The organism is Acinetobacter sp. 16 (assembly GCF_033439925.1).
GTDB classification, from domain to species: Bacteria; Pseudomonadota; Gammaproteobacteria; order Pseudomonadales; family Moraxellaceae; genus Acinetobacter; species Acinetobacter junii.
Map to the genome: position 1 here is coordinate 813,754 of NZ_CP137746.1, position 23,263 is coordinate 837,016.

Here is a 23,263-nt window from a genome sequence, read left to right on the forward strand (position 1 = left end):
AATGAATATTTCTTCTACTGAAACTCATAAACGTCAACATCGCTATCGTTACCAACAGAACGAGCTTGAACGTCTGGCAGTTGAAAAAGTAGCTGAAGAACTAGGATTGGATTTATCAAACAACAGCTTAAAAGTCGAATCTCGAATTATTTCAAATTCAAACGGAATTAATCCAACTACATATGAATGTGAAGTTTCAATCACTGAAATTTTAGATTGTAAGGATTGATTCATGAGCAGAACTATCACAGCCATCCAAAATGACACCATCGATTCAATTTGCTGGCGATATTACGGACGTAGCTCTGGTGTTGTTGAAGCAGTACTTGAAGCGAATCCAAATCTAGCGGATATCGGCATTTTTCTACCGATTGGCACTTCAGTGATTCTTCCCGACATTGATACACCACAACAAACCAAACAAACCATACAACTGTGGGATTAACAGAGATTATAAAAATCATGCCAGAACCAACAACTACAGCAGCTGTAACCGCTGCCACACTTAGCGCAGCATCATTGCTTCCATTCGTAAATGGCAATGCATTACTCGGTGCGGTATTCGGAGCAGCTCTGTTTGCAACAACCAAAAAAGACCTAAAGCCATTGCAAAGACTCTCAACAATGGTGATTGCCATTGGTTTTGGTTATTTACTTGCACCAGAAGTGACTACGCGAACATTCGTTACAAACGATGCTACTGCAGGCATGGTCGCATCCATTTTTTCATTACCCATTATTTTAAAAATCATGGTTTGGGTCGACCAATCCAGCCTTACTGATATCTGGAATAAATTTCGCGGAGGAGGAAAGTCATGATCGAAATTATGTTTCAACTTATCGCTTTAATTGCTTACATGATTTGTGGCTTACGCATCATTTGCTTTGATGCTGAAGGATTACAACATCGTCACGGCTTTTCATTACTAGCGACTATTCTTATTGCTGCATTTATTGGGCAGTCAGTACATATTTTGTTTTTTAAAGACCCAGTTACGCTTTGGGATGCGATCTTTGCAGTACTTCTGGCAGTTCTGATTTGTCGAGCAAAAGGTAATGTGGCCAAGCTGATTTGGAGTACATCATGATCTTAAAATTTGGTTCAAAAGGTAATGATGTCATTACAATTCAGCAGCAACTTAGAAAGCTTGGATTCAAAGGCGTAAATGGCAAAGAACTAAGTGTAGATGGCGATTTTGGCGCATCCACTGAATACGCTGTCATTACATTTCAAAAGCAAAAAAACCTTGTTGCAGACGGTAAAGTCGGTGACAAAACAAGAGCAGCTCTTCTTAATCAAAATATTGATAAATTTCTTAAAGATAGTGATTACAAAGCAGCAGCTGCACGTCTCAAAGTTTCTGAACTTGCGATTCGTGTTTTTGGTGCAGTCGAAGGCAGGGGAGTGGGTTATCTAAAAAATGGAAAGCCTAAAATTTTGTTTGAACGTCACCGTATGTATGCATATTTACGTTTGAAAAAAGGAGCTGCCTTTGCAAACAAAATGGCAGTTGAACGTCCAAATATTGTCAATAAAAAATCGGGTGGTTATCAGGGCAATGAAGCTGAATATGTCCGTTTAGAATTGGCAAAGCATATCGATGTTGAAAGCGCTCTCATGTCAGCATCATGGGGACAGTTTCAAATCATGGGCGAAAACTGGAAAGAGCTAGGTTATACATCTGCACAAGATTTTGTTGATCAACAATTTGCTAGTGAATCTTTCCAGCTTGAAGCATTTATTCGATTTATCGAATGGAAAACAGGCATTATCGACGATAAAAAAGTTAAATTAATTGATGCGCTGCGAGCTGAAAATTGGGACGCTGTATTTACGCTTTATAACGGACCGAATTATAAAAAACTTGGTTATCAGGCCAAATTCCAAAAAGAATGGGATCACTTGGAACCAATTTATGGCGGAGCCAAAGCAGCATGAAAAAACCACAGAGCCTTCGAACACATTTATTAAATGCGATACCTGAGCTGCAGCGCGATCCAGAGCGTGTACTTATCTTTGTGGACGAAGGTAATGTCCGAAGTACTTTAGCGAATGGCCTATCATTTGAATATGCCTACACACTTACGATGATCTTAACTGATTACGCGGGTGATTTAGTAGCAGTCAGTATTCCAGTACTGGATTGGGTTCGAGAAAATCAATCGGAACTTATGGCTAATCTTGATCATGCTAAAAAGGGCATAAAATTTGAAGCAGAAATTTTAGCAAATGATAAAGTCGATCTAGCGATTCAACTGCCTTTAACTGAGCGCGTCATTGTAAAACAGACCAATGAGGGGCTAAACGTCAGTTATCCTGAAGAGCCAAAATATCATAAGGCTGAAGAATCCAAAGAAGTCACACTTTATGATAAAGATGGTACCGTCCTAGCATCATGGTTATCACGTGAACCTGAAGAGGGGCGTTATCTGTAATGTCTGAACTCGAATATCTTTCTGAGCATCTCAATGCATTACTGGCATCATTAAGCGATGCTGAAAAACGTAAATTTGCAATGATGATCGCTCGAAAGATTCGTGCAAGCCAAAGTCAACGCATTACACGTCAGCAAAACCCAGATGGTAGCTCATACACACCCAGAAAAAATTTACGTGCACGTAAAGGCAAAATAAAACAAAAAATGTTCATGAAGCTTAAAACGGCAAAATTCATGAAAATAGAAAAAATTCCAGATGGCGTGACCATTGGATTTGATCAACGAGTATCAAGACTTGCTCGAATTCACCAGGATGGATTGATCGATACTTTAAAGTACAACGGCAGAACATTTAAAGTCAGATATGCACAGCGGATCTTGCTTGGATTTACAGATGCAGAAATAGAAATGTTCGAAAACGAAGTTTTTAATTTTCTCGACTCAAAATAAACTCGTTTGTATATAACTCATATACAAACAAAATCAAATGCAATAATCCCTAAGCTGCATGACGATTGCAGCATGAATGCAGAAACCCTTCGTCGTCTTGAAAATTTGATCCGATTAGGACGAATCAAGACCGTAACTCCGTCTAATCCCTTTCATACCGTTACAGTCAATTTAGGTGACATCGTGACCAAAGAGTTACGTGTCTTAAATTTGAGAGCTGGCAAAGATTCGACTCATGATTTACCAAGCGTCAATGAAGAATGCATAGTTTTCAGTCCATGCGGTGTTTTAGAACTTGGCGTTGTTTTAGTTGGATTAAATAACGAAGACTTTCCTACGCCATCGCAAGACCCAGATATCAAATTACGTGTATTTGAAGATGGTGCAGTGATTAGTTATGACGTTGTGAATCACACCTTACAAGCCATTTTGCCTGACGCGGGTACAGCCGTTTTAACAGCAACAGGTGGATTAACTATTAATGGCGATACCACTATAAACGGCAACCTTACAACCAACGGCAATGTACAAACCAATGGCAGTACAGCTATGACAGGAAACAACACGGTTGGCGGTAGCCAATCTGTTTCAGGCATAAGCAAATCTGCTGGAACTATTTCAAGTGACGCAGATGTGACTGTGTCTGGAATTAGCTTGAAATCTCATAAACATTTAGGCGTAAAAGGTGGCTCTGAGACTTCAGGAGAACCTACATCATGATGTCAAGAGAAACTGGTTTAAGCATTTCTGAAATTCAAAGCATTGAACAATCGATTCAAGATATCGTGACAACACCATTGGGTACTCGTGTTATGCGTCGAGACTACGGTTCAATGCTTGCAGATCTTATCGATCAACCGATGAATGATGTACTTGTCGTCAAAATTTACAGTGCAATTTATACACCCATTACACGCTGGGAAAATCGAATCAGCATTGAAAGTTTAAATGTTAGCGAAGTTTCATCAAACGGCATGCAACTCGACTTAGAAGCTGTACATAACATTTCAGGTCAATCACTCAATTTAAATATTCCGCTGCAAATGGGAGCTTCGTCATGAGTGTAGATTTTTCATTACTATCTAAACCCAATATTATCGAAGAGCTTGATTATGAAACATTGCTTGAAGATCGAAAAACTGCATTTATTGCATTATTTGACACCGAGCAACAAGAAACTATCTCAGCAACGCTTGCGCGAGAATCAGAATTTTTAACAAAACTTTTAGAAGAAAGCTGTTATCGGGAGATCATTCTACGCAAGCGAATCAACCAGGCAACTTTAAGTACATTACTCGCATTTGCAGAAAATACAGACCTAGATGCCGTGGTGGCAAACTACGGCATTACCCGATTAACCGTTAGCGCAGCAACGACAGAAACAGCAGCTGTTTATGAAACAGACGATGCTTTACGTTATCGCGCATCCTTAGTTTTTGACTCACTTTCAGTCGCTGGACCTACTTCAGCATACGAATATCATGCTTTGAGTTCCGACGGTCGTGTTGCAGATGCTAAAGCATCCAGCCCTGCGCCTGCTGAAGCACTGGTCACGATTTTGCAAAATGATACAGAAACGGGCGCAGCAACTGATGCACTTTTAACTGTTGTGCAAAGTTATCTAAATGATGATGTCCGTCGTCCCGTTGCCGACCGTTTAACAGTCCAATCCGTCGATGTGGTTTCCTTTGAACTTGTTGCCACAATTTTCACCAACAGCCTACCAGAATCTGACACCTTAGTTACGGCTGCAAAAACGGCAATACAAAGTTATCTAAACGAAAGCCGTCGAATCGGACGTTCTATTTACCTGTCTAAAATTTACAACTTACTGCACGTATCGGGCGTAGTGCATGTTGTAATTTCAAGCCCAATTTCTGATGTTGAAATTAGTGCCGTACAAGTCGCGCATTGTACTAACATTACCGTTAATGCAGGAGAAGCTTAATGAGCAATCTTCTGCCACCAAATTCGACTCAGCTTGAACGCAATGTCTGTGAAGCAACCGCACAAGCGACCAATCTTGATGTCAAAATTAAAACCATTGCAACGCTAAAAAACACGCCAAAAGATTTCTTGCCTCTCCTTGCCTGGCAAAACAGTGTCGATCGCTGGAATCGGGATTGGTCAGAAAAACAAAAAATTGCACAAATCAAAGCCTCATTTCAGATTCACCAAAAAAAGGGCACGGTTGCAGCACTCAAAGAAATTACCAAAGCATTCGGATATTCACTCACAGTAATCGAATGGTGGCAAGAGGAACCGACGAATACACCAGGTACTTTTCAAATCACGATTGATACTGAAGGTAATGAACTGACTGAGTCTGGTTATAACACACTGGTTTCATTGCTCAATGATGCCAAGCCACTCACTCGTGAGCTCAAGGGTATTGAACTTAATGTGGTTTCAGTGCGTGGCGATACCAATGTCGCTTGTGCGATGTATGACGGTGAAGACGTCACCATCTATCCCAAACAAAACGAATTTACTCCTATTTGTTGTCCGATTTTTGTCTTCTTTGGACATGACGACACCACCATCTATCCGAGAGCTTAAACATGGCAGAACAAATTTATTATTCAGTTTTCACAAAAAAAGGTCTGGAACTTCTAACTGAAGCGATTCGTAATGGCACCAAACTCGGAATTACCAGTATGGCCTTTGGTGATGGCGGTGGTTCATTACCTGTCCCGAATGAAAATTTCACCTCAATGGTCCGTGAAGTACATCGAACCCAGTTGAATAGCCTTGCGCCAGATCCAAACAATGCGAACTGGCTTCGTGCTGAAGCAATAATCGCGTCAGCCACGGGTGGTTTTAATATACGCGAATTGGGTTTGTATGCGGGTGATGTACTGGTTGCATATTCAAACTATCCACCTACATATAAACCAAATCCAAGTGATGGTACTGCACGTATCATGTCCTTCCGCATGATTTTGCAAATTGATAATACCGCTAATTTTGATTTAGTCATTGATCCAGATGTTGTGCTGGCAACGATTCAGAAAGTTGAAGATGCTAAAGTTGAATTATTCGAAAAAACTGTCAACACAGTAAGCACTTTTGCAGATTTACAAGCGCTTGAAAAATGGGATGGTCGCACGGTTAAAACAAAAAGTTACTATGCTGCGACAAATTTTGCACTTGCACAGCCTTATAAAGGTGGTGCCACATATGTTTACAGTACAGTAAATAATGCTTGGAACATTCAGATTAGTAGCGGATATGTTGATGTATTCATGTTTGGTGCTCGAGCTGATTATTCAGAAACAACGAAAAATGGCACAGATGATACTGCAGCAATTATGGCGGCTATTGATGCAGCATTAGCTGCTGATGTTTATGTAGTGCATATGCCTCAAGGCAACTACTACACAACGGGCGAAATCAACACTGGAGGAACAACTGCTTCAACCACTATCGATATGTGGGATCGGGGTGTCAATGGTCAACTTAAAAAAGGAGTATTTTTAAAAGGCAAAGGACGTTTAGTCACAACAATTTATTTTGAGCCGAAAAACATTGATAGTGTCGGTGTCAAAATTGAAAGATCGACAGGCGTGGCATCACGAATGGGCCTATCTGGTGTTTCAATTACACCAGCATCGTGGACAGGACAAGCTGAATCTGAAACGAAAAGTCAGCTAAAAGGAATTGGTCTTGAACTTGCGGACCAATGTTTTAGCACAATTCGTGATGTTTTTATTGGTGCTTTCAACGATGGTATTCGTTTAAGCAATAACTGGGGCTTTTGTGAATTTAACAGATTTGAAAATCTTCATATCGACTATGCACAAAACTGTATTCATTATTTTCATAATGGCGGTTATGAGAGTTTTCATGGTAATTCATTTGAAAAGACAATGATTCAGTTACGTGCAGGCGGCACAGGCATCAAATTGAGTAAATCAGGTGTCGTTAAGGTTGAGACACAAGAAAATCCTTATGTTTACCACAATAAATTTGATATTAATGCCTATGGTCAAAAAGATGCATATATAGTGCATTCAGAAAATGGTACGGCTGCAACATGCTATGGAACATTAACTGTTGAAGGTGACTCAAATTTTAAAATTGATAATGCAGTAGATTTCTTCGAACTAAATGGTGCACTAGTTAACTTGCATCATGGTGACCCAAATTTTTTCAGTCAAGATCGCTCTATTTTTGAGAAGGGTTCGAATCAGTATGATGCAGATCATTCGTTTAGGTTTTCAAATCAAAGTGACTGGATCACATTTAGTGGAAAATATTCAGCTTTCAATAGAACTCTACTTTCAACAACAAAAGCTAAATCACTTTATCAACCTCGTATCTTTACTAAAGATCCCGACATTATACAAACTGAAGACGGTGGTTTGGGTTTTGTTGTTAGAGGTTCAAATATTACTGGTTGGGATTTTCTATCATTTGGAACATCATCAGGTAAAGATCGCAATGGATATCTAAAACACGCAGTACCAGTTTGGAATTTGAGTGGAAACGATGGAGACTTAACTGCTTTTTATAAAGATATCGTTTTAATAGCAAAAACAGAATCTAAAACGTTAAGCGTTCAATTATCACATGATTACAATAGTTTAATGCCACAACAAGGCGATTCTATCTCTTTAGGGATAGGAGCATTACGTTATAAAAGCCTTTACTTGACCGATTGGGATATAAATGGGTCAGGAATATTGCCTAAAGTTACGGCTTCGAAAAACTTAGGGTCATCAAGTACAACGATCAATAATATTTACACACAAAACGCTGTCACAGTCGTGTCAGATGAAAATCATAAAAATGATATTTCAGAATTAAATGAAACTGAAATTGCATGTGCAAAAGCATGTGCAAAACTCTATCGACGCTACAAGCTAAAAGCAGCAATTAAAGAAAAGAGCGAAACAGATGCGCGCTATCATCTCGGAGCCATTGCACAGCAAATTGTGCAGTGCTTTACAGATCACGGTTTGGACTGGACGCAATATGGCATCATTACATATGAAAAGTGGGATGCAATTGAAACTGTCGAATATCAAGCTGCTACATATGATGAAGATGGTCAAGAGCTTACGGCAGAAATATTTGCAATAGAAGGACGTGAAGCAGGTGAAATCTTTATGATGCGTTATGAGGAATTCAATTGTTTTGTGAATGCTGGTATGAATGCAATCTTGACTGAGCTTGAAGAACGTTTATCTAAACTCGAATCAGCTTAAAAACACTTTGTATATAACTCATATACAAACACCAAAGCATGACAGTGAAACGTCAATTTGTAAGCCTGTGATCTGAAAACACAACCAGAACACAGGCTATTTTTATGGCTCAAGATTATCATCACGGAGTCCGAGTTTTTGAACTCGATGACGGTACACGCCCAATTACAACCGTATCAACTTCAATCATTGGTATGGTCTGTACAGCATCAGATGCAGACGCGACCAAATTTCCACTTGATACCCCTGTTTTAATCACAAATGTTCAATCAGCTATTGATTCAGCAGGCGTGAAAGGAACATTAGCTCGTTCATTGCAAGCCATTGCAGACCAAACAAACGCAGCAACAGTCGTGGTACGTGTAGAACAAAAAGCCGATGCAGCTGAGCAAACATCTGCCATTATTGGCGGTTCAGTCAACGGCAAATACACAGGCATGAAAGCTTTGCTCGCAGCTGAAGCACAGCTCGGTGTAAAACCACGAATTTTGGGTGTACCAGGACTCGATACTTCTGAAGTTGCTGTCGCATTGGTAAGCATTGCACAAAAACTTCGCGCATTTGCTTATGTTTCAGCTTACGGCTGTCAAACTAAAGAAGAAGCACAAGCATATCGTCAAACATTTGGTGCACGTGAAATTATGGTCATTTGGCCAGATTTCTTAGGTTTTGACACAGTGACAAGTACAACAATCAACTTTGATTCAGTTGCACGAGCACTTGGTCTACGCGCCAAAATTGACAACGAAACTGGCTTTCATAAAACTCTTTCTAACGTTGCAGTCAATGGGGTTACTGGTATCAGTAAAGATGTTTACTGGCAATTGCAAGACCCAGACACAGATGCAGGCTACTTAAACCAAAATGACATTACCACGCTCATCCAACGTGATGGTTTCCGTTTTTGGGGTTCGCGTACTTGTTCATCTGATCCACTTTATGCATTTGAAAACTACACACGTACAGCTCAAATCATTGCGGACACAATGGCTGAAGGGCACATGTGGGCAGTCGATAAACCACTTACACCAAGCCTAGCAAAAGACATTATTGAAGGCATTAACGCAAAATTGCGCGAAATGATTCAAAGCAATTATTTGCTAGGTGGTGAATGTTGGTTAGATCCAGTCATCAATACAAAAGAAGTATTGAAGGCAGGCAAGTTTTATATCGACTACGACTACACACCAGTCCCACCTTTAGAAAATCTCATGTTACGTCAGCGCATCACAGACCGTTACTTGGTCGACTTTGCTTCACGTGTAACCGCAGGATAAGGACAAGATCATGTCTCTACCGAAAAAATTAAAACTGATGAACCTTTCTAACGAAGGTAACTCATATCTTGGCCAAACCGGTGAAGTGACCTTGCCTAAGCTCGGTCGCAAGTTAGAAAACTGGCGTGGCGGTGGCCTGAACGGCAACATCAAGTGGGATGCCGGTCTAGCTGATGATATCAATGAGATGACATGGAAACTCGGTGGCATCGATAAGTTGATTTTACAGCAATGGGGCGCTGCATCCATTTCAGCCATCGGTCTACGTTTTGCGGGTTCATTTCAGCGCGACGACACTGGCGAAACCAGTGCAGTCGAAGTCGTGGTCCGTGGTCGCCATGAAGAGATTGATTTTGGCAACTACAAACCGGGTGATGATACGGAAACCACAGTTAAAACCATTTGGTCTTATTACAAACTCACCATTGATGGTGAAAAAATCATTGAGATCGATATTCCCGGTGGCATCGAAATCGTTAACGGTGTCGATCTTCAAGAAAAACATCGTCAAAACATCGGCCTATAAGTTTCCATCCCTCTGTTCATACCCCGTGGGCAGAGGTTTTTTTATAAAATTTTTGGAGTGATTTCATGTCAACTGAACAACAAGCTGAAAACCAAGCATTACTCAATCCAGACGTCCAAAAGATTGATCTTGATAGTCCAATTACTATGGGTAATTTGGAAATTACATCTTTGGAAATCCGTAAACCCAATGTCACTGCGTTACAGGGCGTAAAAATTGCCGATTTATTGCAGGGCGATGTCAATGCAATTTGTACGGTACTACCGCGTATCTGCACACCAACATTAACAAAATCTCAAATTAGCCAATTAGAACCCTCCGATCTGGCTCAAGCAGGCGGTGCAATCATGCTTTTTTTGCAACCGAAGTCAGTACGTGCGGAAGTATTACGCCAACAGTAGACGATGCCATAGCCAACATTGCGGTGGTGTTTCACTGGCCTCCGCAGGCTTATACAGATATGTCACTTAGTCAACTGATGCAATGGCATCAAGAAGCCATTGATCGAAATGGAAATGATGCCGAATGAAACCCTTAAAACTTGAAGTCCTGTTTGGATCAAAAGACAGCTTGAGTCCCGTACTCAAGCTGATGATCGGCAACAGTAAAGCTGCTTCAAATGCGCTTAAACGAACCAGTGATGAAGTCAAAAAACTCAATGATCAGCAAAAACAGATCGATGGCTATGTAAAGCAAAAGAAAGCCACTGAGGAAAGCGCAAAAGCACTCAAAGACATGCAGGATCGCATTAAAACCTTGCGACAGCAGATGAATAGCAATCCAAGTGCAGAATTAACACGTGATTTTGAAAAAGCCAAAGCAGCAGCAAAACGGCTGAAAGATTCGCATCAGCAAAATACACAGCAGCTGCATCAACTTCGTACTGAGATGAATCAATCCGGGTTATCTACCAGTAATTTATCTCAGCATCAATCTGAATTACGTCGTCGTACAGATCAAGCAACATCAGAGCTTGAACGACAGCGCAGAACACTCCGCAATTTAAACAATGTGCAGCAGCAACACCAACGCTACAGCCAGAATGCGCGCACAGCGGGCATGACAGGTATGCTGATGGCTGGTGCAGGCGTAGGTACACTTTACGCAATGCAAAAGCCAATTGAAGAAAACAAAAAAATTGATATTTCTGAAAATCGTATAGGAGCTTTAGGACTAGGTAAGCAAGCCACTAAAGAGGCCATTGATTACGCAAGAGCCATGAAAACTTTCGGTACAAGTACATTAGACAATATGAACTTAGTCCTAGATGGAGTAACTGCTTTTGCCGATGTTCATCATGCAAAAATGGTCGCACCTACACTCGCAAAAATGAAGTTTGGTAATGAAGCTTTATATGGACAAGAAAAAGCTGAAGAAAATGACAGAAAATTTATGGATATGCTCAAAGTCATTGAGTTCCGTGGCGGTCTTAAAAGTGAAGAAGCTTTTAAAAAGGAAGCAAATATCATTCAGCAAGTTATCACTGCCACAGGTGGACGTGTACAAGGTAGCGAATATCTGAATGCTCTTAAGACAGGTGGTATTGCAGTTCAAGGGATGACGAATGAAGCACTGTATTACAAAATGGAACCGATTATCCAAATGACAAGCGGTTTCCGTTTTGGTACAGCAGCACAGTCAGCTTATCAGAATATCTATCAAGGAAAGACTACCAAACGTGCAGCCAATAATATGGAACGGCTAGGGCTTATTGCAGATCCAAGCAAGCTCAAACATGACAAATCTGGCCAGATTTCATTTTTGGATGTGGGTGCAATCAAAGGAGCAGATCTATTTAAAAAAGATCAATTCGCTTGGATGGAGGAAGTTTTAATTCCAGCTTTGAATGCAAAAGGTATCACAAAAGAAGGAGATATATTGGATGCCATGGGGAGCATATTCTCCAACAGAACAGCATCAGGTCTATTTTCAAATATGTATAAACAACGTGAAAATATTCATAAAAATATGAAATTAAATATGGGGGCGGAAAATATTGATCAAATAAGTGAACGTGCAAAAGGTACTACATCAGGTAAAGAACTAGAAGCGAAAGCTAAGCTTCATGACGTATATCTACAGTTTGGCCAGACCATTTTACCCGCTTATACCAAAGCCCTTGAACTAGCTACAGGAGCAATGCAGAACTTTACGCTTTGGATGCAGCAAAACCCAACACTGGCCAAAGCACTTGGCACTGGCCTATTGGTCATAGCAGCAGGGCTGGTGGCCATTGGCGGACTGCTCTTGGTATTTTCCCCGCTTATTTTGAGTATGTTGAGCCTAAGGCTCATGATGGTCACATTGGGCGTTCAAGGCAGCGCATTAAGCTTTGCATTACGCATGCTCGTGATGCCGTTTTCATTATTAAAAGGGGCAATTACAGGCATCGGATCCGCATTGATGTGGCTTGCAAGACTGGCAATGGCGCACCCGATTTTGGCACTCATTACAGCCGTGGCCTTCGGTGTCTACATGATTTATCAAAATTGGGATACCGTTGGGCCATATTTTCAAAAGGCATGGGCGCAGATTACAGGCTTCTTTAAAAGTGGAATTGGCAATATCTCAGCAACCATCTTGAACTGGTCGCCGATGGGATTGTTTTATTCGGCTTTTGCAACGGTATTAAACTGGTTTGGTTTTGAATTGCCGACCAAGTTTTCAGTATTTGGTACAAACATTATCGATGGGTTAATCAACGGTATTAAAGCAGCATTTCCAAAACTAAAATCGACTTGGAATGATGTCGCAAACTATATGCCGGACTGGTTAAAGCAGCGCATGATCATCCGTAGTCCGTCTCGAGTCATGGCAGGTTTGGGTGGTCATATCATCGGTGGTATTGGAATGGGTCTTACTCAGGCATTTCCTGAGCTCAAGAACAAATACAATCAGGTTCTTAATCTCTTTACAAATAAATCTCAGTCACCGGTCTTAGATCAGATCGATATCGCTGCGCCGGTAATGTCTAAGATCCAGACAGCGCCAAATCTCACCCCAAGCCGACAATCTTCAGTGGCGGTGGCAGGGGATACTTACACCATTCACATTCACGCTGCACCAGGACAAATCGTTCAGGATCTCGAACGTCAAATTGAAAAAGTCGTCATGCGAATCCAGCGCGACAAACTGGCGCGAGTTCGTACCATCATGTCCGATCAGGAGTAAATATTATGATGATGATCTTGGGCATGTTCCCGTTTAGCATTCCGACTGCCGTATATCAGCAGCTACAGCGCAGCACAAACTGGCGGCATCCAAGCAATTCCCGAGTAGGTGATATGCCAGCCTATCAATTCATTGGCCGTGGCGAAGATACTATTTCGCTCGAGGGCAGTATCGTGCCAGAGTTTGGCTCTCAAATGAGCATCACTGCTTTACGAGTCATGGGAGACACTGGTAAAGCATGGCCACTTATCAGCGGTACTGGTAAAGTTTTTGGGCTATACCACATCGATGACCTTCAAGAAACTCAAACTATTTTTTTTCCAGATGGCACACCCAAAAAAATTGAATTCAGCTTGAAAATGACGCAGGCACAGAAACCAGGAACATTAATCGGCAATACTGCAGGCAAATTAATAGGCTTACTATGACTGTTCTTTCTACACTCAATGATCTGGCCAATGATGTCTTAAAGGTAAATCCGGTTCCCATTTTTAAGCTAATCGTCGATGGCTTGGATATCTCATCCAAGATCAACAATCGACTCATACAAATGCGCATTGAAAACAAACGAGGTTTTGAAGTCGATACGCTAGACCTCTCACTTTCAGATCACGATGGTTTGCTGCAGATCCCCAACAAAGGTGCAATTCTTCAAGCATGGATAGGCTGGCAGCATTCAGGCTTGGTCTACAAGGGCAGTTACATCGTCAAAGAGGTTGAGCACGCCGGTGCGCCCGATGTTCTTCGTATTCGCGCCACCAGTGCAGATATGAAAAAGTCACTCAAACAGAAAAAAGAGCGTAGCTTCGATAACATTGCGCTCGGTGATTTAATACGACTGATTGCTCTTGAGCATGATCTTAACGATAGTGTTGCAGCAGATCTGGCCAGCCATAAAATCATTCATATCGATCAAAACGAGTCAGATGCGAATTTGATTACTCGTTTAGCCGATGAACACGACGCGATTGCGACAATCAAAAATGGTACCTTACTTTTTATGCCCAAAGGCCAAAGTCAGACCATATCTGGCCATGATCTACCAACGTACAAATTGACCAGGGCAATGGGTGATGATCATCGCTATAGCTACAGCGATGGAGGTGAAGAAGTAACTGCAATTCGCGCATTTTACTACGATGATAAAATGGCTAAAAAGCTCGAAGTCATTGTTGGAGATCAGTCGAACCAGAACATCAAAGAGCTACGTCATATCCATCGAGACAAACAAACCGCGACACTAGCTGCTTCAGCTAAATTGAACCACTTCAAACGTACCAGTGAAACACTCAGTTATAGGCTGGCCAGAGGTGTTCCAGATCTGATACCAGAGCAAACTTTTCTATTTGTGGGCGTCAAAGAACAGATCGACGAAATATATTGGCTGGGTACAACGATCACAGATACTTTGGATGGTTCAAGCGGTTACACCACAGATCTGCAGCTCGAAGTGTTTTTCCCGGATGCAGATGATATATCCGAACTATTTGAAGATCAGTTTGTCTTAGAAAAAGATAAAAAATGGACGGGCGTGGTGGTGTATTACCAAGACGGTGAAAAGGCAGTGCAATTGGTCAAAGGTGATATATCCAACGCGAAGCATTTTACTTACTTATATTTAACTCGTGCCGGTGCACAGCAACGCCTAGATCGTGAGTTCGCTTTACTGGATATCGAAACCGGTAAATTTGCTGCACATAATCAACTTGATGAAAAACCCTATACCGGGTTGAAAGTTCAATATACCAACGGAAAAACCCCAAGTCCGCGTCATTGGGCAACACTGGGCGATCAAACCAATCCAAAAGTCATTAATGCGGTAATGCAAAGTAAAAAAGCAGCAGAAAAACGCTTAAAACGGGAATTGCCAAGACTCAATGCGAAGAAAAACATGCTGGAGCAAGTGAAGGAAGCAAAATAAAACAACAAGGTCAGATTCAGAATCTGGCCTTGTTTTATGAACGAATCAAAAATTATAAATAATCAACTCATTGCCATTATGCTCTTCATGAGCAGCTTTTGAGTTCACGGACCAGCGGATCTTACGATGTGTCATTTGATAATCTTTAAATAGCTCGCGCACTTCTGGCACATCATTCAAGCTCAAAATAAACTTGCCCTTAATCTGATCCAGTTTGTCCTTCAGCGTGTAAAAATCATCTTTACTCCAGATGTCTTTGCCGTAGACGTTTTCACAGTCCCAATAGGGCGGATCCAGATAATACAAAGTATCTGGGCTATCCAGTCGATTAATCACATAATCATAAGACCGATTTTCGATAACGACATTCTGCAAACGTTCATGTATCGACACCAGGTGTTCACGTAAGCGTTCACCTAAGCGCATGCGGTTTGCTCGATCTTTCGAATAGGTAAATGAACCATCAAGCTGGCAACCAAAAGCCGATCGTAAAAGATAATAAAATTTTACGGCTCGTTGGATATCTGTCAAACCAGATTGATCACGCTTAAAATCATCAAACTGAGTTCGAGAAAATAGCAGCAGCTCATATTCAGCAAGAAATGCATCAAAATGAAACTTCAATATTCGATATAAATTGATTAAGTCGTCATTAATATCGTTAATCACTTCGACCGTAGAAGCTGTTTTTTTAAAAAGTACCCAGCCTGCACCGCCAAACACTTCAACATAAGTTTTATGTGCAGGAAGCATATCAATGATTGTTCTGGCCAGTTGAGATTTACCGCCAAGCCAACCGCTAAAGCTATGGCCACTAGGATTGTATTGTGGTGAGAGGTTTTGTGTCATGGATCTTACCTGATGAGGTCGGATGCTCTGGGCATTCAGGTAAGGCACTCAAGGTGCTCTGGAATTGATTTAAGGTTTTACAACGAGGGCATTTAATTTCAATTTGATCAAATGCCGCAGTTTTTGCCAATAATTTAAAACAGCATTGGCATTTTAAATTTTGCATAAATTTTTCTGCATAAGAAAAACTGAGTCAATACTATAAAAAAACGAATAAAAGAACAAATATTTGTTCTTTTAATTTAAAATAAATATAAATATGTTCTTAGGATAATTTGAATGACCTCACCCAATAATTATAACAAAATCAACAAAAGTAATTCTCGTCCACAAATCATCTGTCCCCATTGCAAATGCACAAATTTAAAAATCAGATCAAGCGAACAAAGACATCCCTTACTTAAAGATGTCTGGCTCACTTGTCCGAATATATTTTGTGGATTTACATGCGGAGGGCATATCGAAATCACGCACACAATATCACCGAGTGCTCATCCTGATCCTTCATTACACATTCCAACATTGTTGGAGTTAAAAGCAACTAATGATGAAAAATGGGAAATTCAACAATGACTAATCTAAATTACCTCTCCCCAATTGTATCCAGCATTTCAAACACCAAGATAATCTTTAAAAATCGATCCGTAGGTCACTCATTTGGAATTATCGGTATTTGTGCAAATGTACTGCCCATACTTGACTGGGATTTCTCAAAAAAGTTCTATTTTAATCCATCTAAAATACCAAAAGTTAAAGATAGAAAATTACGCAAAGCCTGTTATCAATCTTTTGCACTATATAAAAAATCTTTTAAACCCATCCCAAAGCCTAAATTAAAGATCTGGAGAGATGAGTGGCCAAGATTAATGAAAAGGGCAACTCAGGTTTGGTCGAATCATGCAGTGGATGCTTTTTCATTTTTTTCGCATTGTGTTGATCAGAAAGCCAAGTTTGCTGCTCAATATGAATGCAGATGGGATTTGGGTGAAGAGCTATGAACCCGGAACAACTATTTGAATTATTCTTTCAAGACATCACAACAGATATGAATCCACCAGGCATGAAATATCGTTGTGACGCGATGCGTTACTGGTGGAGAGAACGTTTCATGAATGCTTATTACGGTGTAGAAGAAATCAGGTCTTTACGCAGTTGGGCAGAAGCACCGCAGATGTGGTTGAAAGGGTATAGACAGTGCCAGAAAAATGAGACGCAATAGTCTCATTTTTCATATTAAATAAAGATTTATTTCACTACGTTATAAAATTTTTGTTCATATTTTTTAGCATCTGTTGGTGTCATTTCACGATCAAGACGAAGTAAAAATAGACCCTTTTTGTACATATATTGATTAGTCATGGGCATCGCCAAATGTACGCTCTTAATATAATTATAACGTCTCTCCAAATCTGTCTTATTTCTAAATTTCTCAATTGTACCTCCAATGAAATCTTCAGGATTATCGCTTTCGTAATATCCATCACTTTCAAACTTTGGATCTATCAATGGATCTGGCCATGAAACCTTTTCAATGTATTGATTAGGACGGCCAAGTTGTTTATTTAAATCATTTTTCTCTGTAAATGGATAAATAAAATCTAAGCCTTTTACATCTAGCTTCATTGCTACTTCGATTGCGCTTTGGGCATAAACTAAATGTATAGCTAATAAATTTATTAATACAATTTTAAGCAGAAATTTACGCATCAAAAACTCTCTTAATTATCAGAATCTTTATCGAATCTTAACGTCAAAATTGGTCAACCTGTTAAGAGATGTTGTCTGATCTCCTCTGCCGTATTGTAAGTGACATCTGTCCACTGGTCTTTTAACCGAATCACTCGTTGCGACTTAAACGTCCGTTCACCATCGTCTGTGTCTGCTTCAAAATACCAGCGAGTATTTTGGTAACCCTTATGAATACGTGTAATATCAATTCCTCGAATGGTCACACTACCACTTGCATCTCGATACTCTAAAACGTAACGATAGTAGGGAATTTCAGGCAAACTGCGGTAGACGGTATCGTCATCTGTATAGCGCGATGTACCAGACTGACCTAATAACTTTAATGTGTATTCATAATCTCTTTGCGCTTGTAACTTTCTCTTTTCCTCATCAATCACTTCAGATCGAGTGCCATGTTTTTTTGCCAATTCTTCTGCATATTTTATACGTTCTTTTTTCTGAAGCTCCCTTTGTTTTTGGGTCAATATTGGTTTTGAAATTTCGTCTTTCCGATCATCATCTGGCTTACTTTCAGGCTTTTTAAAGCTTGTTTTAAAATTTTGTTTTAATTTATTCCAATCTCGTTTTAACTCAGCTCTATTTTTTTCTTGGCTTTCTTTACTAAACTTTCCAGTTTTCCAAGCATAGAGTATCCATATCACTAAACAAATGAATAAAATCTCAATCATTTTAGTAAGTTATAAAAATACTGAATCACTATCTTGACATAGTGGCACACTATAGGCAACATGTATTTACGCAGCAAAATCTGCGCACAGGCCTAGGAAACCTGTTCATTCCACAAAGCGCATAAAATATCGTCGCTTAAGCGACTATTTTTTTGTCAAAAATGTCTAATCGGCTATACTCGCTATGGTAGATCGGGCAGGGCAGCTTCGCGCTGGCCGTTAGCTTTGTGGACGGTTTTCCTAGCCTTGTTCGGTCTGCCACCATCATTCTAGGAAAGTGATGGCGGTAGGTTTGCAATAAACTTACACAAAGCGAAATCATCATGAAAAATTCTAATCATGTGCAAGAGCACACTGCTATCTATAGCTTAACGGCCTATAACCAACGTCTCCGCCAGCTCCAGCGCCAAAAACGCCTAAAAATCCAGTTCGATTGTATGGGCTATTTCTGCATCTGCTTTATTACATTTTCCCTATTATTTTTGGGAGAGTAGTCATGCATCCAGCCATCATCGCATTTATATTTTTTCTATTATTAGGCTCAATGTACTTACTGGCAGGAGCATGGCAGCTATGAACGAGAACATTATTCCGTATGTACCGATCGCAGATCGTGTTCATGCTACAAACGAAAAAAGCCAGCTTGTCTGCCAGCAGTTTTTTAATATGGTCGATCAATTGGTCAAAGCACAAATCACATTTAATCACGATACAACAATCGGATTTCTATCGATTTGTCCTGATCAAATTAACGATTTAATAGAACAACTTTCAAAAACTGATCATTCAATAGATAAATTAGATATAAAAATCTTAGAGTTAGCTCTAAATGATTTAACTTATCCTAAGTATTTGGGAGTACATCAGGTTACCAGTCCAATCTGGAATAACACCTCGGTTGCAGTCTGGCAATTTCAATTAAATAGAATTGCGAGAGATAAAAACATGCAACCTTATGACAATGATTTTCTATTAGATCAAGCATTAGCCACACTACGCATTTGGAGAAATTCACTCGAAGCCGTCGGAAACGACACTCAGGTGACTTACAACAACAACGATCTGATTTATAAACTCATAGATCTTGAAGACAAACTTGAAAAAGTACAGGATCAACTAGAGTAAAAATTGAATTAAAAAAAGCCCACGTTTATGCGTGGGCTTTTTATTTATAAGTCATTATTTGGGTTCCACATCTTTTGCATACGCCTTACTTAAGCCAAGTAACGCAGCCTGTCCTTCAGGGCTTAGTTGTCTATATGCCTTTAGCAAAACACTTTCTTCACTGGTTAAGCCGCTAAAGTCCGGATCTATTCCCAGCAGCACATAACGAATATCAACGCCTTGTTTCTGCAAACGGTTCAGGTAAACCCACTGGTCCGGCACATTGCCACGCACATACGCTCCCAACGTATTTTCACTTGCTCCTATCTCACGTGACAACGTTTTAGCACGTAAATGCTTGTTATCCAGCTCAACTTTGAAACGATGAGCAATTTCACCTGAAATTTCAGGGTCAATAGACGGCATAAAAATATTTCCTTTATGTATTTAAAGAACAAAATAATGTGCTATAGTGTGCCTTAGCATACCACTATTACCTAGAGTACCGTATGAGCAAACAAATTTCACCTTACGCTACGCGTCCTAGATCTAAAAAGATTAATGGTGGGCGTGTCCGCTGTGTTGTGTATCTACCCAAAGAAGAAGTGGACGAACTCGACGCTATTGTTGAAAAAACTGACATGAGTCGATCAAGTCTCATCGCACAAACCTATTTCGTTGGAAAACAAGCAACCACTAATTAACGAGGTAAAAATCATGTCAATCCAACCAAGACGCATCAAAAGACAACTTCGTGATAATCGTTTCAGCATCAATCTAACTATCGATGAAACTAATCTACTTACTGCAGCTTCAAATCTTACTGGAGTTGAAATCAGTGTTTTGATCCGTCAGATGGTTATGAAGCAAGCCATTAAAACGCTTATCGAAGATCCTGAAGATGATTTTAATTTGCAAAAATTCTTAAGTGAAGGCGCGCAAGAACAGCTTTCAAGGAGCTGAAAACATGCTCACAAGAGAAATCGTACTGACTGAACAAGAACTCAAAATTGTGCAAGAGGTACAAAAACAACTTGGCTTAGCCACAGTTGAAGAAACTATGGAATACCTAGCAAGAGAACGCATTCAAGAAAAATTGTTAAATCTTGCAGGTGAAGAAGTAAAACGCAAACAGCACTTTTTTTAAGGCAGTTCAATCAAGATGATGTTTCCAGAAACCAAAGCTTTAGTTATAGATAAACTCATGGATGTTTATAGCTTTAAGTTAAAAAGTGGTAATAAATTACGTGGCAGATGTCCGTCATGTAATCATAAAGAAGCATCAGCATGGGTGCACCCTGACGAGCCGTGGGTAGTATTCTGCCCACGCAAAAATAACTGTGGTACCGAAAACCATGTTAAAGAACTTTTTCCCGAACTATTTGAAAAATGGGAAAAACGATTTAAACCAACTCAAGAAGATCCACTTAAAACCGTAAACGCCTATTTGGTTGAAGGTCGTGGTTTTAACATCGACGAACTCAAATCACTCACATACACCCAAGAGTACTATAAAGATCCAGATCTACATGTTGGATCTATCACCATCCGTTTTCCAATTACAGATCAAAATGGCAATGAAGGCTGGTGGCAACGCATCCTAGACGAACAAGGCGTCTTAAAGAAAACGACCTTCAAATTTGGATGGTCATCTCAAAATCATGCATGGCTCACACCAAACACAAATTATTTTGAATCAAAAGAAATCTGGATTACCGAAGGTATTTTCGACACCATCGCGCTTTGGCTATCAGGTATCACCAGTTTTTCAGCATTAAGCTGCAATAATTATCCTTCAATTTTCCTAAACCAAATTTTGGCTAAATGTGCCGAAACAGGCAAACCATTACCTAAACTGATCTGGGCATTTGATAATGACCAAGCTGGCCATGATGGAATTTTAAAATTTATAGAGCAAGCAAGAGCCGATGGTTTTGAATGTGAAGCAGCACTTCCACCAGCCGGTCGCAAAAAAACGGACTGGAACGATCTATACAAACAAGATCGACTTAAATTTACAGATATTGAAACCTACAAATATTACGGTTCATTGCTTATTGCAGAAAAAGCTGTGGATAAAGGCATACTTATCTACAAGCATAAAGGTACCAAGTCATTTCCATTCGACTTCAACAATCAAGTCTATTGGTTCAAGCTTGATATGGACAAATACGATGACTATATGAAAGGCATCGATTTTGAAAACGATGACAATCAAGATTGGGCGCAAGAAGAAAAAGACCAAGCCATTGCTGAACGTCGTGACGCTGCAATTTTAGCTGCTGCCGATGCCAAGCTCATTATGGATTGCCGTCCACGCGGACTTTACTATCAATACATGGCAGAAATTGACGAAGCCGATTATTACTTTCAGATCGATTTTCCGCGTGGCGCAAAAACCATAAAAAATACATTCAGCGCATCACACATATCATCTGCATCAGAGTTTAAAAAGCGTTTATTGCATGTCGCTCCGGGTAAATTCTACAAAGGCAATAGCAATCAGCTTGATGCTTTTTTAGAAAGAGAACTGACCGATATTAAACGTGTCGAATTGATCAATTATATGGGTTACAACGCAGATCATAAAGCCTATGTACTTGGCGACATTGCATATCAATCTGGTCGTCAATTCCTGATCAATAAAGAAGACTATTTTGAGTTACCACGGCATACAAATCTTAAATGCCGTAAACCATTCGCTTTAGATATCAATGCAAAGATGAATGAGTATAAAAAGGAATGGATTAATGACTTAATCGATGCTTATAGCGTCCGTGGATTAGTCACCTTAACTGCATTTTTTGGCAGCTTATATGCACAGCAAATTAGAAAGATGCATAAATCCTTTCCATTTTTCGAAGCCGGTGGTGAACCAGGAACAGGTAAATCTACTTTGCTTTTATTCTTATGGAAGTTGTTTGGTCGTATTAAGTACGAGGGCATCGATCCAGTCAAATCAACGAAATCAGGTCTGATTCGTACCTTCAGACAAGTCTCTAACCTTCCAGTGGTCTTGATTGAATCAGAGCGAGAAAATGAAAAAGGGGTAGTAAAGCAGTTCGATTGGGATTCACTTAAGACATTGTTCGATGGCGGATCACTCGGCGCACAGGGCGTTAAAAACGGTGGCAATGAAACTTACGAGCCACCTTTTATGGGCACCATTATTGTGAGCCAAAATGCAGAGGTTGTATCTACTACACCAATTATGGAACGTATCGTTCAGATCAAATTCACAAAAGACCAGCTCAGCAAAAGCAGCCTGTACGCAGCTCGCAGGCTTGAAAAATATGAGCCACAAGATGTAAGTCAGTTCATTTTAAATTGCTTGAACAAAGAAAATGCAGTCTTAGAAACGTATAGAGAGAGTTTTGAAAAGTACGATTCGATTCTACATGATGAGAAATATAACGTCCGTAGCTCACGCGTAGTCCAAAACCATGCCCAATTTTTGGCGTTATTCGATTCACTGTGTAAGCACATTGTCGAGATACCGCTGCAGATCCAGAAGCAAGTTCAAGATGAAATTATTGCAATGGCTCAAACACGCGACAAGGTCATCAAATCAGATTCAATCATTGTTCAAAACTTCTGGAATACCATCGAAGAAATGGAATCTGAAATACGCCTTGTGGCTAATAAAGATTCAAATGTAAATCACTCAGCTAAACCAGATCTCATTGCACTCAATTTTGCACATTTATACAAGGTTGCAGCGGATTATCGTTATTCATTACCCGAATTGAACGAGCTACAGGCTGCTTTAAGACACAGTATTCACTACCGCTTTGTTGAAGCCAATAAAGCCATACAAAGCAAAATTACTAACTCAACCAAACGATGCTGGATCTTCGAAAAACCAGTGTCACAACGGGACTAATCCCAAAATTTGAACAC

At 40.1% G+C, this 23,263-nt stretch carries 32 protein-coding genes; 27 read left to right on the forward strand and 5 right to left on the reverse strand.

The window, feature by feature from the left end:
• The first annotated feature begins 1 nt into the window (after position 1).
• The 19 genes from R2H34_RS03905 to R2H34_RS03995 all read left to right on the forward strand — a co-directional run bounded on the left by R2H34_RS03905 (position 2) and on the right by R2H34_RS03995 (position 14,993).
• On the forward strand, positions 2-229 hold the full coding sequence (locus tag R2H34_RS03905; RefSeq protein WP_318342430.1) for a hypothetical protein: 228 nt from the start codon (positions 2-4) through the stop codon (positions 227-229).
• 3 nt (positions 230-232) lie between these two features.
• A complete protein-coding gene (locus R2H34_RS03910; protein ID WP_318342431.1) occupies positions 233-445 on the forward strand; it encodes a tail protein X in 213 nt (70 codons plus the stop codon).
• A gap of 17 nt (positions 446-462) precedes the next feature.
• Positions 463-819, forward strand: a complete 357-nt coding sequence (locus R2H34_RS03915; protein ID WP_318342432.1) for a putative holin — start codon at positions 463-465, stop codon at positions 817-819.
• Positions 816-1,088: a phage holin family protein gene (locus tag R2H34_RS03920; RefSeq protein ID WP_318342433.1), complete on the forward strand. Its 273-nt coding sequence runs from the start codon at positions 816-818 to the stop codon at positions 1,086-1,088. Before R2H34_RS03915 ends, R2H34_RS03920 begins: the two co-directional genes overlap by 4 nt.
• A complete protein-coding gene (locus R2H34_RS03925; RefSeq protein ID WP_318342434.1) occupies positions 1,085-1,939 on the forward strand; it encodes an N-acetylmuramidase family protein in 855 nt (284 codons plus the stop codon). The genes R2H34_RS03920 and R2H34_RS03925 overlap by 4 nt, the downstream gene beginning before the upstream one ends.
• Positions 1,936-2,436, forward strand: a complete 501-nt coding sequence (locus tag R2H34_RS03930; RefSeq protein WP_318342435.1) for a phage tail protein — start codon at positions 1,936-1,938, stop codon at positions 2,434-2,436. The genes R2H34_RS03925 and R2H34_RS03930 overlap by 4 nt, the downstream gene beginning before the upstream one ends.
• Positions 2,436-2,888 (forward strand): phage virion morphogenesis protein, encoded by a 453-nt coding sequence (locus R2H34_RS03935; RefSeq protein WP_318342436.1) that lies wholly within the window; start codon positions 2,436-2,438, stop codon positions 2,886-2,888. The genes R2H34_RS03930 and R2H34_RS03935 overlap by 1 nt, the downstream gene beginning before the upstream one ends.
• A gap of 72 nt (positions 2,889-2,960) precedes the next feature.
• Positions 2,961-3,608 carry a phage baseplate assembly protein V gene (locus R2H34_RS03940; protein ID WP_318342437.1) on the forward strand — a complete coding sequence of 216 codons (648 nt, stop codon included), beginning with the start codon at positions 2,961-2,963 and terminating at the stop codon, positions 3,606-3,608.
• Entirely contained in the window at positions 3,605-3,949 is a 345-nt protein-coding gene (locus R2H34_RS03945; protein WP_318342438.1) for a GPW/gp25 family protein, read from the forward strand. The genes R2H34_RS03940 and R2H34_RS03945 overlap by 4 nt, the downstream gene beginning before the upstream one ends.
• Positions 3,946-4,836, forward strand: coding sequence for a baseplate J/gp47 family protein (locus R2H34_RS03950; RefSeq protein ID WP_318342439.1), 891 nt, complete (start codon positions 3,946-3,948; stop codon positions 4,834-4,836). The genes R2H34_RS03945 and R2H34_RS03950 overlap by 4 nt, the downstream gene beginning before the upstream one ends.
• Positions 4,836-5,447, forward strand: coding sequence for a phage tail protein I (locus R2H34_RS03955; RefSeq protein WP_318342440.1), 612 nt, complete (start codon positions 4,836-4,838; stop codon positions 5,445-5,447). The genes R2H34_RS03950 and R2H34_RS03955 overlap by 1 nt, the downstream gene beginning before the upstream one ends.
• A 2-nt stretch (positions 5,448-5,449) precedes the next feature.
• Positions 5,450-8,098: a phage tail protein gene (locus R2H34_RS03960; RefSeq protein ID WP_318342441.1), complete on the forward strand. Its 2,649-nt coding sequence runs from the start codon at positions 5,450-5,452 to the stop codon at positions 8,096-8,098.
• A 104-nt stretch (positions 8,099-8,202) separates the two neighbouring features.
• Complete coding sequence (locus tag R2H34_RS03965) at positions 8,203-9,375, forward strand: phage tail sheath protein (protein WP_318342442.1); 1,173 nt, start codon at positions 8,203-8,205, stop codon at positions 9,373-9,375.
• Between the two features lie 10 nt (positions 9,376-9,385).
• Positions 9,386-9,901 (forward strand): phage major tail tube protein, encoded by a 516-nt coding sequence (locus R2H34_RS03970; protein ID WP_318342443.1) that lies wholly within the window; start codon positions 9,386-9,388, stop codon positions 9,899-9,901.
• Between the two features lie 65 nt (positions 9,902-9,966).
• The gene (locus R2H34_RS03975) at positions 9,967-10,302 is read left to right on the forward strand and encodes a phage tail assembly protein (RefSeq protein ID WP_208476806.1); all 336 of its coding nucleotides are present in this window, start codon (positions 9,967-9,969) and stop codon (positions 10,300-10,302) included.
• Positions 10,303-10,361: 59 nt separating this feature from the next.
• On the forward strand, positions 10,362-10,430 hold the full coding sequence (locus R2H34_RS03980; RefSeq protein WP_243897849.1) for a hypothetical protein: 69 nt from the start codon (positions 10,362-10,364) through the stop codon (positions 10,428-10,430).
• The gene (locus R2H34_RS03985) at positions 10,427-13,072 is read left to right on the forward strand and encodes a phage tail tape measure protein (RefSeq protein WP_318342444.1); all 2,646 of its coding nucleotides are present in this window, start codon (positions 10,427-10,429) and stop codon (positions 13,070-13,072) included. The genes R2H34_RS03980 and R2H34_RS03985 overlap by 4 nt, the downstream gene beginning before the upstream one ends.
• A 5-nt stretch (positions 13,073-13,077) precedes the next feature.
• A complete protein-coding gene (locus tag R2H34_RS03990) occupies positions 13,078-13,500 on the forward strand; it encodes a phage tail protein (RefSeq protein WP_077165972.1) in 423 nt (140 codons plus the stop codon).
• On the forward strand, positions 13,497-14,993 hold the full coding sequence (locus R2H34_RS03995) for a contractile injection system protein, VgrG/Pvc8 family (RefSeq protein WP_318342445.1): 1,497 nt from the start codon (positions 13,497-13,499) through the stop codon (positions 14,991-14,993). The genes R2H34_RS03990 and R2H34_RS03995 overlap by 4 nt, the downstream gene beginning before the upstream one ends.
• A gap of 45 nt (positions 14,994-15,038) precedes the next feature.
• Here R2H34_RS03995 and R2H34_RS04000 read toward each other — a convergent pair whose 3' ends face one another.
• Both R2H34_RS04000 and R2H34_RS04005 read right to left on the reverse strand, forming a co-directional pair.
• Complete coding sequence (locus R2H34_RS04000) at positions 15,039-15,842, reverse strand: DNA adenine methylase (RefSeq protein ID WP_318342446.1); 804 nt, start codon at positions 15,840-15,842, stop codon at positions 15,039-15,041.
• Positions 15,808-16,008, reverse strand: coding sequence for a Com family DNA-binding transcriptional regulator (locus tag R2H34_RS04005; RefSeq protein ID WP_318342447.1), 201 nt, complete (start codon positions 16,006-16,008; stop codon positions 15,808-15,810). Before R2H34_RS04005 ends, R2H34_RS04000 begins: the two co-directional genes overlap by 35 nt.
• A gap of 113 nt (positions 16,009-16,121) precedes the next feature.
• Between R2H34_RS04005 and R2H34_RS04010 the strand changes: the two genes are divergently transcribed.
• The 3 genes from R2H34_RS04010 to R2H34_RS04020 are packed head-to-tail and all read left to right on the forward strand — an operon-like array spanning position 16,122 to position 17,061.
• Complete coding sequence (locus R2H34_RS04010) at positions 16,122-16,415, forward strand: ogr/Delta-like zinc finger family protein (RefSeq protein WP_318342448.1); 294 nt, start codon at positions 16,122-16,124, stop codon at positions 16,413-16,415.
• Complete coding sequence (locus tag R2H34_RS04015) at positions 16,412-16,840, forward strand: hypothetical protein (protein WP_318342449.1); 429 nt, start codon at positions 16,412-16,414, stop codon at positions 16,838-16,840. Before R2H34_RS04010 ends, R2H34_RS04015 begins: the two co-directional genes overlap by 4 nt.
• Complete coding sequence (locus R2H34_RS04020) at positions 16,837-17,061, forward strand: hypothetical protein (RefSeq protein WP_318342450.1); 225 nt, start codon at positions 16,837-16,839, stop codon at positions 17,059-17,061. Before R2H34_RS04015 ends, R2H34_RS04020 begins: the two co-directional genes overlap by 4 nt.
• Positions 17,062-17,087: 26 nt before the next feature.
• On the opposite strand, the gene R2H34_RS04025 is transcribed toward R2H34_RS04020, so the two are convergent.
• On the reverse strand, positions 17,088-17,549 hold the full coding sequence (locus R2H34_RS04025; RefSeq protein ID WP_318342451.1) for a hypothetical protein: 462 nt from the start codon (positions 17,547-17,549) through the stop codon (positions 17,088-17,090).
• Between the two features lie 53 nt (positions 17,550-17,602).
• Positions 17,603-18,259, reverse strand: coding sequence for a hypothetical protein (locus tag R2H34_RS04030; RefSeq protein ID WP_318342452.1), 657 nt, complete (start codon positions 18,257-18,259; stop codon positions 17,603-17,605).
• 573 nt (positions 18,260-18,832) lie between these two features.
• On the opposite strand from R2H34_RS04030, the gene R2H34_RS04035 reads away from it, so the two are divergent.
• Entirely contained in the window at positions 18,833-19,384 is a 552-nt protein-coding gene (locus R2H34_RS04035; protein ID WP_270900474.1) for a hypothetical protein, read from the forward strand.
• A 54-nt stretch (positions 19,385-19,438) separates the two neighbouring features.
• Here the strand turns inward: R2H34_RS04035 and R2H34_RS04040 are convergent, their stop codons facing one another.
• On the reverse strand, positions 19,439-19,789 hold the full coding sequence (locus R2H34_RS04040; RefSeq protein WP_031982463.1) for a hypothetical protein: 351 nt from the start codon (positions 19,787-19,789) through the stop codon (positions 19,439-19,441).
• Positions 19,790-19,872: 83 nt separating this feature from the next.
• Here R2H34_RS04040 and R2H34_RS04045 point away from each other — a divergent pair, with 83 nt between their 5' ends.
• Genes R2H34_RS04045 through R2H34_RS04060 form a run of 4 tightly spaced genes read left to right on the forward strand, consistent with a single transcriptional unit; the run spans position 19,873 to position 23,246 of the window.
• Entirely contained in the window at positions 19,873-20,067 is a 195-nt protein-coding gene (locus R2H34_RS04045) for a ribbon-helix-helix protein, CopG family (RefSeq protein ID WP_031982464.1), read from the forward strand.
• A gap of 13 nt (positions 20,068-20,080) precedes the next feature.
• Complete coding sequence (locus tag R2H34_RS04050) at positions 20,081-20,326, forward strand: hypothetical protein (protein WP_057061227.1); 246 nt, start codon at positions 20,081-20,083, stop codon at positions 20,324-20,326.
• A 4-nt stretch (positions 20,327-20,330) separates the two neighbouring features.
• Complete coding sequence (locus R2H34_RS04055; RefSeq protein ID WP_031982467.1) at positions 20,331-20,510, forward strand: hypothetical protein; 180 nt, start codon at positions 20,331-20,333, stop codon at positions 20,508-20,510.
• Positions 20,511-20,525: 15 nt separating this feature from the next.
• A complete protein-coding gene (locus R2H34_RS04060) occupies positions 20,526-23,246 on the forward strand; it encodes a toprim domain-containing protein (protein WP_318342453.1) in 2,721 nt (906 codons plus the stop codon).
• Positions 23,247-23,263: the final 17 nt, after the last annotated feature.

What these genes read in the sequence shown, in the direction of transcription:
- R2H34_RS03995 (WP_318342445.1), top strand. Translation starts at nt 13,497, where the DNA reads ATGACTGTTCTTTCTACACTCAATGATCTGGCCAATGATGTCTTAAAG.
- R2H34_RS04055 (WP_031982467.1), top strand. Translation starts at nt 20,331, where the DNA reads ATGCTCACAAGAGAAATCGTACTGACTGAACAAGAACTCAAAATTGTG.
- R2H34_RS04020 (WP_318342450.1), top strand. Translation starts at nt 16,837, where the DNA reads ATGAACCCGGAACAACTATTTGAATTATTCTTTCAAGACATCACAACA.
- R2H34_RS04035 (WP_270900474.1), top strand. Translation starts at nt 18,833, where the DNA reads ATGAACGAGAACATTATTCCGTATGTACCGATCGCAGATCGTGTTCAT.
- R2H34_RS03930 (WP_318342435.1), top strand. Translation starts at nt 1,936, where the DNA reads ATGAAAAAACCACAGAGCCTTCGAACACATTTATTAAATGCGATACCT.
- R2H34_RS03970 (WP_318342443.1), top strand. Translation starts at nt 9,386, where the DNA reads ATGTCTCTACCGAAAAAATTAAAACTGATGAACCTTTCTAACGAAGGT.
- R2H34_RS03910 (WP_318342431.1), top strand. Translation starts at nt 233, where the DNA reads ATGAGCAGAACTATCACAGCCATCCAAAATGACACCATCGATTCAATT.
- R2H34_RS03940 (WP_318342437.1), top strand. Translation starts at nt 2,961, where the DNA reads ATGAATGCAGAAACCCTTCGTCGTCTTGAAAATTTGATCCGATTAGGA.
- R2H34_RS04045 (WP_031982464.1), top strand. Translation starts at nt 19,873, where the DNA reads ATGAGCAAACAAATTTCACCTTACGCTACGCGTCCTAGATCTAAAAAG.
- R2H34_RS04030 (WP_318342452.1), bottom strand. Translation starts at nt 18,259, where the DNA reads ATGATTGAGATTTTATTCATTTGTTTAGTGATATGGATACTCTATGCT.
- R2H34_RS03925 (WP_318342434.1), top strand. Translation starts at nt 1,085, where the DNA reads ATGATCTTAAAATTTGGTTCAAAAGGTAATGATGTCATTACAATTCAG.
- R2H34_RS04015 (WP_318342449.1), top strand. Translation starts at nt 16,412, where the DNA reads ATGACTAATCTAAATTACCTCTCCCCAATTGTATCCAGCATTTCAAAC.
- R2H34_RS03920 (WP_318342433.1), top strand. Translation starts at nt 816, where the DNA reads ATGATCGAAATTATGTTTCAACTTATCGCTTTAATTGCTTACATGATT.
- R2H34_RS03985 (WP_318342444.1), top strand. Translation starts at nt 10,427, where the DNA reads ATGAAACCCTTAAAACTTGAAGTCCTGTTTGGATCAAAAGACAGCTTG.
- R2H34_RS03960 (WP_318342441.1), top strand. Translation starts at nt 5,450, where the DNA reads ATGGCAGAACAAATTTATTATTCAGTTTTCACAAAAAAAGGTCTGGAA.
- R2H34_RS03965 (WP_318342442.1), top strand. Translation starts at nt 8,203, where the DNA reads ATGGCTCAAGATTATCATCACGGAGTCCGAGTTTTTGAACTCGATGAC.
- R2H34_RS03975 (WP_208476806.1), top strand. Translation starts at nt 9,967, where the DNA reads ATGTCAACTGAACAACAAGCTGAAAACCAAGCATTACTCAATCCAGAC.
- R2H34_RS03915 (WP_318342432.1), top strand. Translation starts at nt 463, where the DNA reads ATGCCAGAACCAACAACTACAGCAGCTGTAACCGCTGCCACACTTAGC.
- R2H34_RS03905 (WP_318342430.1), top strand. Translation starts at nt 2, where the DNA reads ATGAATATTTCTTCTACTGAAACTCATAAACGTCAACATCGCTATCGT.
- R2H34_RS04060 (WP_318342453.1), top strand. Translation starts at nt 20,526, where the DNA reads ATGATGTTTCCAGAAACCAAAGCTTTAGTTATAGATAAACTCATGGAT.
- R2H34_RS04000 (WP_318342446.1), bottom strand. Translation starts at nt 15,842, where the DNA reads ATGACACAAAACCTCTCACCACAATACAATCCTAGTGGCCATAGCTTT.
- R2H34_RS03990 (WP_077165972.1), top strand. Translation starts at nt 13,078, where the DNA reads ATGATGATGATCTTGGGCATGTTCCCGTTTAGCATTCCGACTGCCGTA.
- R2H34_RS03950 (WP_318342439.1), top strand. Translation starts at nt 3,946, where the DNA reads ATGAGTGTAGATTTTTCATTACTATCTAAACCCAATATTATCGAAGAG.
- R2H34_RS04050 (WP_057061227.1), top strand. Translation starts at nt 20,081, where the DNA reads ATGTCAATCCAACCAAGACGCATCAAAAGACAACTTCGTGATAATCGT.
- R2H34_RS04010 (WP_318342448.1), top strand. Translation starts at nt 16,122, where the DNA reads ATGACCTCACCCAATAATTATAACAAAATCAACAAAAGTAATTCTCGT.
- R2H34_RS04025 (WP_318342451.1), bottom strand. Translation starts at nt 17,549, where the DNA reads ATGCGTAAATTTCTGCTTAAAATTGTATTAATAAATTTATTAGCTATA.
- R2H34_RS03945 (WP_318342438.1), top strand. Translation starts at nt 3,605, where the DNA reads ATGATGTCAAGAGAAACTGGTTTAAGCATTTCTGAAATTCAAAGCATT.
- R2H34_RS03955 (WP_318342440.1), top strand. Translation starts at nt 4,836, where the DNA reads ATGAGCAATCTTCTGCCACCAAATTCGACTCAGCTTGAACGCAATGTC.
- R2H34_RS04040 (WP_031982463.1), bottom strand. Translation starts at nt 19,789, where the DNA reads ATGCCGTCTATTGACCCTGAAATTTCAGGTGAAATTGCTCATCGTTTC.
- R2H34_RS04005 (WP_318342447.1), bottom strand. Translation starts at nt 16,008, where the DNA reads ATGCAAAATTTAAAATGCCAATGCTGTTTTAAATTATTGGCAAAAACT.
- R2H34_RS03935 (WP_318342436.1), top strand. Translation starts at nt 2,436, where the DNA reads ATGTCTGAACTCGAATATCTTTCTGAGCATCTCAATGCATTACTGGCA.